The organism is Pandoraea sp. CB10b_02 (assembly GCF_002216225.1).
Lineage (GTDB): Bacteria > Pseudomonadota > Gammaproteobacteria > Burkholderiales > Burkholderiaceae > Pandoraea > Pandoraea nosoerga.
The window spans coordinates 9,676-18,322 of sequence record NZ_NJGW02000038.1 but is presented as its reverse complement, the minus strand read 5'-3'; the positions used below and the strand labels follow the sequence as shown (position 1 = coordinate 18,322).

Annotated in this window: 7 protein-coding genes and 3 pseudogenes; 4 read left to right on the top strand and 6 right to left on the bottom strand. The window is 59.5% G+C overall.

Annotated features, from left to right (window positions below):
* The first annotated feature begins 122 nt into the window (after positions 1-122).
* The gene (locus CDN36_RS22055; protein WP_155192804.1) at positions 123-437 is read left to right on the top strand and encodes a DUF1153 domain-containing protein; all 315 of its coding nucleotides are present in this window, start codon (positions 123-125) and stop codon (positions 435-437) included.
* Between the two features lie 130 nt (positions 438-567).
* Here the strand turns inward: CDN36_RS22055 and CDN36_RS22050 are convergent, their stop codons facing one another.
* From CDN36_RS22050 to CDN36_RS22035, 4 genes are read right to left on the bottom strand one after another with little or no spacing between them, the layout of a single operon-like run.
* On the bottom strand, positions 568-1,125 hold the full coding sequence (locus CDN36_RS22050; RefSeq protein WP_287497923.1) for a recombinase family protein: 558 nt from the start codon (positions 1,123-1,125) through the stop codon (positions 568-570).
* Between the two features lie 3 nt (positions 1,126-1,128).
* Positions 1,129-1,416: a hypothetical protein gene (locus CDN36_RS22045; protein ID WP_287497922.1), complete on the bottom strand. Its 288-nt coding sequence runs from the start codon at positions 1,414-1,416 to the stop codon at positions 1,129-1,131.
* A gap of 2 nt (positions 1,417-1,418) precedes the next feature.
* Positions 1,419-1,787, bottom strand: a complete 369-nt coding sequence (locus CDN36_RS22040) for a HepT-like ribonuclease domain-containing protein (protein ID WP_287497921.1) — start codon at positions 1,785-1,787, stop codon at positions 1,419-1,421.
* Complete coding sequence (locus tag CDN36_RS22035; RefSeq protein ID WP_287497920.1) at positions 1,784-2,074, bottom strand: nucleotidyltransferase family protein; 291 nt, start codon at positions 2,072-2,074, stop codon at positions 1,784-1,786. The genes CDN36_RS22040 and CDN36_RS22035 overlap by 4 nt, the downstream gene beginning before the upstream one ends.
* Positions 2,075-2,233: 159 nt before the next feature.
* Here CDN36_RS22035 and CDN36_RS22030 point away from each other — a divergent pair.
* Positions 2,234-5,200: pseudogene (locus CDN36_RS22030) on the top strand (Tn3 family transposase).
* Positions 5,201-5,935: 735 nt separating this feature from the next.
* On the opposite strand, the gene CDN36_RS22025 reads toward CDN36_RS22030, so the two are convergent.
* Complete coding sequence (locus CDN36_RS22025) at positions 5,936-7,090, bottom strand: porin (RefSeq protein WP_287497919.1); 1,155 nt, start codon at positions 7,088-7,090, stop codon at positions 5,936-5,938.
* A gap of 414 nt (positions 7,091-7,504) precedes the next feature.
* Here CDN36_RS22025 and CDN36_RS22020 point away from each other — a divergent pair, with 414 nt between their 5' ends.
* On the top strand, positions 7,505-7,885 hold the full coding sequence (locus CDN36_RS22020) for a helix-turn-helix domain-containing protein (RefSeq protein WP_287497918.1): 381 nt from the start codon (positions 7,505-7,507) through the stop codon (positions 7,883-7,885).
* 239 nt (positions 7,886-8,124) lie between these two features.
* Here CDN36_RS22020 and CDN36_RS22015 read toward each other — a convergent pair.
* Positions 8,125-8,214: pseudogene (locus CDN36_RS22015) on the bottom strand (helix-turn-helix domain-containing protein); the annotation flags it as partial.
* Between the two features lie 73 nt (positions 8,215-8,287).
* On the opposite strand from CDN36_RS22015, the pseudogene CDN36_RS22010 reads away from it, so the two are divergent.
* Positions 8,288-8,647, top strand: a pseudogene (locus CDN36_RS22010) (transposase); the annotation flags it as partial.

Below are 8,647 nucleotides of genomic sequence, written 5' to 3'. Positions count from 1 at the left end.
TGATTAGGCTTACTGATAGGCACAAGACTATCCGTTATTTTAAGAGAGTCCTTGTGTCCTCAGATACGTGGGGCCGCTCCACCCAGTAAAAACCTGCTCACGTCATAATCGAGGGATTAACGATGAGCATGAAGATGGAAGAAGACATCAAACGCTGGACAGCCAAGCGCAAAAGCGCGCTGGTGCTGGACATCATTCAGGGCAAGACGACAGTGGCCGAGGCGAGCCGCCAATACGACCTGTCGCCATCGGAAGTCGAGCAGTGGGTCGATGACGGCAAGCGGGGTATGGAGAACGCCCTGCGAGCCAACCCGCAGGATGTGCGTGAGCAGTACGAGCGCCAGCTTAAAGACCTGCAAGAGGCGTACGGCGAAGCGATGCTGGAGCTGCGCGCCAGAAAAAAATTGCAGTCCCTGCTGGGCGAGGACGAGAAGTGATCGAGACGATCCGCCAGGGACTGCAAGCCGACGGTATCACCGTCTCGATCGCCAAGCTGTGTCGCTGGTTCGGTGTGCCGCGCCGCACGGTGTACTAGGGGTCGTCTCAGAAAACGGAAAATAAAGCACGCTAAGCGTGCGATGAGGCTGGCACCCAGCGGTAGAGCGTCGGAATGGACACGCCGAGGTTCTTGGCCACGTCCTTGGGCGGCACACCGCGGGCCAGCAGCTTCTTGGCCGACTCGATCTTGCTGTCGGTCATTTTGGGCTTGCGACCGCCCTTGCGGCCAAGCTGCTTGGCGACTTCCAGCCCGGCGCGAGTGCGCTCGACGGTCAGCTCTCGCTCCATCTCGGCAAGGCTGGCCATGACGTGAAAGAAGAAACGCCCGGATGGCGTGCCGGTGTCGATGGAGTCGGTAAGGCTTCTGAACTGGACGCCTTGCTTATGCAGTTCGCCCACCAGATCGACCAGTTGCCTGACCGACCGACCCAAACGGTCGAGCTTCCAGACAACCAGGGTGTCGCCCTCACGCAGCATTTCGAGCGCTTTGGCTAAGCCCGGACGGTCGGCCCGCGTACCGCTCACCTTGTCTTCGAAGGCCTTTTCGCATCCAGCCTTGGTCAAGGCTTCGCGTTGCAATTCGAGGTTCTGATCTTGCGTCGAGACGCGCGCATAGCCAATCAACATGACTTATTGGCGGATCATTTCTGAGGCATTCAGTCCAGCAAGAAACATTTGCTCGTCAGCTTGTCTGGCCATTTCCTCAAATTCAGTTGGAGTCAAGACCCCGTCGAACGCGCCTGCATCTCTCAATCTGTTTTTGATGGCTGCGCTCCGCGCCTTCACGGCTTCGAGCACGTCTTCCAGCGTTTTGAACTGACCCGACTCAATGGCACACTGAATTTCAACGCACTCATACATTCGCTCTGCCAGCTCGCTGATCTCGCTTTCTGACAGCATCGTTTTCGAATCCTTCATTTTCATTGTCCTTCGTCGTCAGCATCTTGGCGCACGGCAAGCAGTTGCTTGAGCAATGCCGGTAGCCATTCCTGGGTAGTCTCCCACACGACATCGAGGTTGATGTCGAAGTAGCCGTGGGCCATGCGATTTCGCATGTTGCGCATACTGCGCCAAGGCACTTCGGCGTGCGCCTGGGTGAACTCGGCGTAGCCGTCCATCACCTTCGTAGCGGCCTCACCAACGATGATGAGGCTCATGATGACGGCCTGCTGGGTGCGCTTGTCAGCGATGAAGTCGTCCTTGGCCAGCCCTTCCACGAAACTGCACGCATCGGCCGCAGCCTGCTGGATGTGTTCTAGATAGTCGGGCAGTCGGTGGTTTTCGCTCATACCGGCTGCGCCTCCGCGAGCACCTTGGCCCGGAACTTCGGAGGCAGGTCGCCAGGCGTCAGCAAATCAACGTCCACGCCGAGCAGCGACTTCAGTTCCTCCTCCAAGTCGCCTAAATCCAACAACGTGGCACCAGGCAGCGCATCGACCAGCAGATCAATGTCGCTACCGTCCCGGTCGGTGCCATGCAGCACCGAGCCGAAGACGCGCGGGTTCGCCGTGCGAAAGCGGCCTACCGCTTCACGCACCGCAATTCGCTTCATGTCAAGCACAACGGACGGTCGCATGGGCATCCTTTCTTATCGAAACTCATTGCAATGGTAAGGGATCGAGAATAACATTTCAAGAACTATTTTCGAGAACTGCAATGCCTTGATTTCCCGTGCCGCGCCGGTTGCTTGGTCAGGCTTGTTACAAACCTACGTTTTCAAGAAGAAGGGAACCACATGCCCCGCCGTTCGATCCTGTCCGCCGCCGAGCGGGAAAGCCTGCTGGCGTTGCCGGACACCAAGGATGACTTGATCCGCCACTACACGTTCAGCGACACCGACCTGTCCATCATTCGGCAGCGGCGCGGCCCTGCCAACCGGCTGGGCTTCGCCGTGCAGCTCTGCTACCTGCGCTTTCCCGGCATCATCCTTGGCGTTGATGAGCCGCCATTCACACCTTTGTTGAAGCTGGTCGCCAACCAGCTCAAGGTCAGCGTCGAAAGCTGGGACGAATACGGGCAGCGGGAGCAGACCCGGCGCGAGCACCTGGTCGAGCTGCAAACGGTGTTCGGTTTCCAGCCATTCACCATGAGCCACTACCGGCAGGCCGTCCACACGCTGACCGAGCTGGCCATGCAAACCGACAAGGGCATTGTGCTGGCATGCGCCTTGATCGAGCACCTGCGGCGGCAGTCGATCATCTTGCCTGCCCTCAACGCCGTCGAGCGGGCGAGCGCCGAAGCGATCACCCGCGCCAACCGGCGCATCTACGACGCCCTGGCCGAACCGCTGACGGACGCACATCGTCGTCGCCTTGATGACCTGCTCAAGCGTCGGGACAACGGCAAGACGATCTGGCTGGCCTGGCTACGTCAATCGCCCGTCAAGCCGAATTCGCGCCACATGCTCGAACACATCGAACGTCTGAAAGCGTGGCAGGCACTCGACCTGCCTTCCGGCATCGAGCGCCTGGTTCATCAGAACCGGCTGCTCAAGATCGCCCGCGAGGGCGGCCAGATGACGCCCGCCGACCTGGCCAAGTTCGAGGCGCAGCGGCGCTACGCGACCCTGGTGGCGCTCGCCATCGAGGGCATGGCTACCGTCACCGACGAAATCATCGACCTGCACGACCGCATCCTGGGCAAGCTGTTTAACGCCGCCAAGAACAAGCATCAGCAGCAGTTCCAGGCATCCGGCAAGGCGATCAACGCCAAGGTGCGGCTGTTCGGCCGCATCGGCCAGGCGCTGATCGAGGCCAAGCAAGCGGGCCGCGATCCGTTCGCCGCCATCGAAGCCGTCATGTCCTGGGATGCCTTCGTCGAGAGCGTCACCGAGGCGCAGAAGCTCGCACAGCCCGAGGACTTCGATTTCCTGCACCGCATCGGCGAGAGCTACGCCACGCTGCGCCGCTACGCACCGGAATTTCTCGACGTGCTCAAGCTGCGAGCCGCGCCCGCCGCCAAGGACGTGCTCGACGCCATCGAGGTGCTGCGCGGCATGAACAGCGACAACGCCCGCAAGGTGCCTGCCGACGCGCCGACTGACTTCATCAAGCCGCGCTGGCAGAAACTGGTCATGACCGACACTGGCATCGACCGGCGCTACTATGAACTGTGCGCGCTGTCGGAGATGAAGAACGCGCTGCGCTCCGGCGACATCTGGGTGCAAGGCTCGCGCCAGTTCAAGGACTTCGAGGACTACCTGGTGCCGCCCGCGAAATTCGCTAGCCTCAAACAGGCCAGCGAATTGCCCCTGGCCGTGGCCACCGATTGCGACCAGTACCTGCATGACCGGCTGACGCTGCTGGAAACGCAGCTCGCCACCGTCAACCGCATGGCGCTGGCGAATGAACTGCCGGACGCCATTATCACCGAGTCGGGCCTGAAGATCACGCCGCTCGACGCGGCGGTGCCCGATACCGCGCAGGCCCTGATCGACCAGACGGCGATGATCCTGCCGCACGTCAAGATCACCGAACTGCTGCTTGAGGTGGACGAATGGACAGGCTTCACCCGGCACTTCGCGCACCTGAAATCGGGCGACCTGGCCAAGGACAAGAACCTGCTGCTGACCACGATTCTGGCCGACGCGATCAACCTAGGCCTGACCAAGATGGCGGAGTCCTGCCCCGGCACGACCTACGCCAAGCTGGCCTGGCTGCAAGCCTGGCACATCCGCGATGAAACCTACGGGGCGGCACTGGCCGAGCTGGTCAACGCGCAGTTCCAGCATCCGTTCGCCGGGCACTGGGGCGACGGCACCACGTCATCGTCGGACGGCCAGAACTTCCGTACCGGCAGCAAGGCCGAGAGCACCGGCCACATCAATCCGAAATACGGCAGTAGCCCAGGCCGGACGTTCTACACCCATATCTCCGACCAGTACGCGCCGTTCCACACCAAGGTGGTGAACGTTGGCGTGCGCGACTCGACCTATGTGCTCGACGGCCTGCTGTACCACGAGTCCGACCTGCGCATCGAGGAACACTACACCGACACGGCGGGCTTCACCGATCACGTCTTCGCCCTGATGCACCTGCTGGGCTTCCGCTTCGCGCCGCGCATCCGCGACCTGGGCGACACCAAGCTCTACATCCCGAAGGGCGAAGCTGCCTACGACGCGCTCAAGCCAATGATCGGCGGCACGCTCAACATCAAGCACGTTCGCGCCCATTGGGATGAAATCCTGCGGCTGGCCACCTCCATCAAGCAGGGCACGGTGACGGCCTCATTGATGTTGCGCAAGCTCAGCAGCTACCCGCGTCAGAATGGCTTGGCGGTTGCCCTGCGCGAGCTGGGCCGCATCGAGCGCACGCTGTTCATCCTGGACTGACTGCAAAGCGTCGAGTTGCGCCGCCGCGTGCATGCCGGGCTGAACAAGGGCGAGGCGCGCAACGCGCTGGCCCGAGCCGTATTCTTCAACCGCCTGGGCGAAATCCGCGACCGCAGCTTCGAGCAGCAGCGCTACCGGGCCAGCGGCCTCAACCTGGTGACGGCGGCCATCGTGCTGTGGAACACGGTCTATCTGGAACGGGCAGCACACGGACTGCGCAGCAACGGCCATGCCGTCGATGACGCGCTGTTGCAGTACCTGTCGCCGCTCGGCTGGGAGCACATCAACCTGACCGGCGATTACCTCTGGCGCAGCAGCGCCAAGATCGGCGTGGGCAAGTTCAGGCCGCTACGACCGCTGCAAACGGCTTAGCGTGCTTTATTTTCCGTTTTCTGAGACGACCCCTACCTGCCCCCCCGCCGAATTCCGTCGGGTCAGCGAATGTAGTTCAACCACCGGGGCCGTGACTCTCTAGACGCCAGTGGTACGAAAATATCCGTCAGGTCAACACTGCGAAGTTGCTTGCTGAATTTGCTGGGGCGGTAACCGTGTCGGTTCGGGGCAATGGGGAAGGGGGGGGCCAACGTTGTGAGAAACAGGAGCCGAGCTACGCAATCAACGCAAACGGATCGAGTTGTGCGGAAGCAAGGATTTGACGAAGGAAGTGGATAGTCGTCAGGGGAGTCAAAAAAAGAGCCATCTAGACATATGCCCGGATGGCGGCATTGAGCATCCCCAGGCTCGCAACCAGAACGCCTCGGAGGAAATGCGTAGTGTAATGGGGCATTCGATTCCCGTCCCATACAAGAATCTCCCCAATTTCTCGTGATTATTCAGAGATGGCGGATGAAAAAAGAGCCCGCACGCGGCGGGCTCAATACCCAGCTAGGAGGCGCCAAGACACGCGTAATTTCGCTTCCTAACGGACCAGAGCGTGCAGATTATCCGGGCAGCGGCAGCCAGCAAATAAATCTGGGCCTGATTCGGGTGCTTGCCTAACAACCCGGCTGTGCAGTGAGGTCCGTGCGGTGACGGCCGACATTAAGAAAGCCGGTACTCCCGTACGGGCCAAAAAGGCTTTGCCGGGACCGCACCATGAGGCTTTGTTTAGAACTTGTGGCGGATGCCTGCGGTTACCGCAAACTGGTTATTGGTGCCGGAGACATTCTGGCCATTTAACACAGCCGAATACTTGCCGCCATCCGACGCACTGCCGCTGGCGTGTTGCCACAGGCCAACCAGATATGCATCTGTACGCTTTGATAGCCAATAATCCGAGCCAACAGAAACTTGATGGAACGTGGCTTTGGGTTCGTCCGTACTCTTCGCGGTTGTGTACGTATATGCCGCGCCCAACTGCAGGGCTGATGTCAGCATGTATTTTCCGTTGAGTTCGATATTATCAAACTTCGTGGAAGCGCCATCCACGTAGTCGTACTTGCTATGGGTATAGACAAGGCCTGCGGTTGCTGGGCCAAATGCATACGAACCTCCCAATGCGTAGATTTGAACCCTGCTGAACGGGGTGCCGTCGCCAACGCTATTGAAGTCCCCGGACACTGCGCCACCGCCGATGCCCGGCTTCCCGCCAACAGCCGCCGAGTTGTTCAACGCATTTGGAGAACCGAGGTAAAGGTACCCAGCCCCCAACGTCACCGGACCATTTGCGTACCCCATGCCAACCGACCATGCGCGGTTATTCGCGAAGCCTGTGCCGCCGCTTGTGTTGGCTTGGTTCGAGAAGCCATAGAGAGCGCTCGCGCTGAAGCCACTGTAGTTGGCGGTCGTGTACTTAACAGAGTTGTTGATCCGGAACGTATTATTCAGATTATCGTTATCGAACGGATGTGCACCCGAGAACGTCGCCCACTGACTGCCCGAGGCGAGCGGCCCCACAAAGTCAACCACGGAGTCATACTGACGGCCGATCGTGACCGTACCCGCCGTTGCGCTGCTCAGACCCACATAGGCTTGACGGCCAAACATACGACCACCCTGACCCAGCGTGCCGTTATTCAGCGAGAAACCGTTTTCCAGCACGAAGATGGCCTTCAGTCCACCACCCAGATCTTCGACACCTTTCAGGCCCCAGCGGCTACCCTGCAGGTTGCCGCTGCCGAGCTTGATGTTTTTGCTGCCCTCCTCATTGCTGACGTAGGTGAGGCCAGCATCAACGATGCCGTACAGGGTGACATTACTTTGCGCATGTGCCACGCCGGTAAATGCACAAAGTGATGCTAGAGCGAGAAGCGACTTCTTCATTAGAGAACTCCATGTTGAGAGGCAAATTCAAAGTAGGTTCTGTACCCACCCAATCGGGTGGGTGTCAGAATTCAGGCGAGCGGGCCCCGGGGGCAGATACCTTTGGAGTTTACTGCAAATACGGGTTATTTTGAGTCGCCGCGCCGACCTAAAACAAGGGGCCCCCTCGCCTCAGTTCTGAAACTACGCGTCAAATTTCGAACCATGGAGATTACAAGAAAGATAATCCATTGGATATCGCGCCAAATTTCGCAAAATTCATGGGGAATTGCGAAACTCGCCTTGGAAAAATTAGGGTTGTGTCCAGCGACAATTAGAAATTCCGGTGGCGACAATTAGATTTGCCGGTTGAAGAGAGCTGGGCCGAGTCCGGTCTGGCTCTTGTTTATCGTGCAGCCTCCGCAAGGAGGCCGCATGAAGCAAGACGGAGAAATCAGATTGTTGCTGGAAGAACGACGCAAAGGAACGAGCCAGAAGTTAGCGGCAGCCAGAACCGGCATGAGCGAGCGCACGGCACGCAAATACGAACGCGCCGGCAAGCTGCCGAGCCAGATGAAGGCGCCGAGAACGCACCGTACCCGAACCAACCCTTTCCTGACGGATTGGCCGTGGGTCCAGGCGCAACTGCAGCGAGATCCGGCTTTGCAGGCCAAGACGCTGTTTGTTCTGCTCTGCGAGGCGTATCCCGGGCGGTATCAGGAAAACCAGTTGCGCACCCTGCAGCGCCATGTGCAGGCGTGGCGGGCGCACCCAGCCGTCACGTCTTCAATAAAAGCAGTTTGCAGTGAGGGCTGAGGGCGGTCTTACGGCAGCGCTTCGAAATGCCCTGTCAGCAAGCTCCGCTACTCGGCCCGGCAGGCCGCGCTGAGCCGTGCGTCAACGCGTTGGACTTCGTGGCAATGCCGTCGCTCTCCGACGCCCGACGCACCGACGGACACTCCTGACGCTAAACGCTCTGACGGCGAACTTCTGCCGCTATTGGCAAATAGAGTCGCATCCATTGCTATTTGGATCGTGCCCCAGTTTCGAAAAGGTTAGGCGGCTTCGAGCACTCGCATTTCGATATGAAGGCCGGCAGCCGTCGCCATGTTCACGAGCGCATCAAGGCCAAACAGGTTGATCTTGTGACTGACCTGCCCCCTACAAACAGGGCCAGCCGGAGTCTAGTAAAGTTCGTTTTCGGAGAAGAAGACGAACATGAAGAAGCGATTTACGGAACAGCAAATCATCGGATTTCTGAAGGAAGCCGAGGCCGGTATGGCGGTCAAGGAACTGTGCAGGAAGTACGGGTTCAGTGACGCGTCGTTCTACACCTGGCGCGCGAAGTTCGGCGGCATGGAAGTCTCGGAAGCCCGCCGGCTCAAGGACCTCGAGGTGGAGAATGGCCGGCTGAAGAAACTGCTGGCCTAAGCAATGCTCGATATGGAAGCGTTGAAGGTCGTCGTCAAGGGAAAGCCCTGAGCCCGCAAGCCAAACGCGAAGCGGTGTCGGCGATTCGGGAGAAGGTCAACCTCTCCGAGCGCCGCGCCTGCCGGCTTGTCGGGCTTTCTCGCAGCG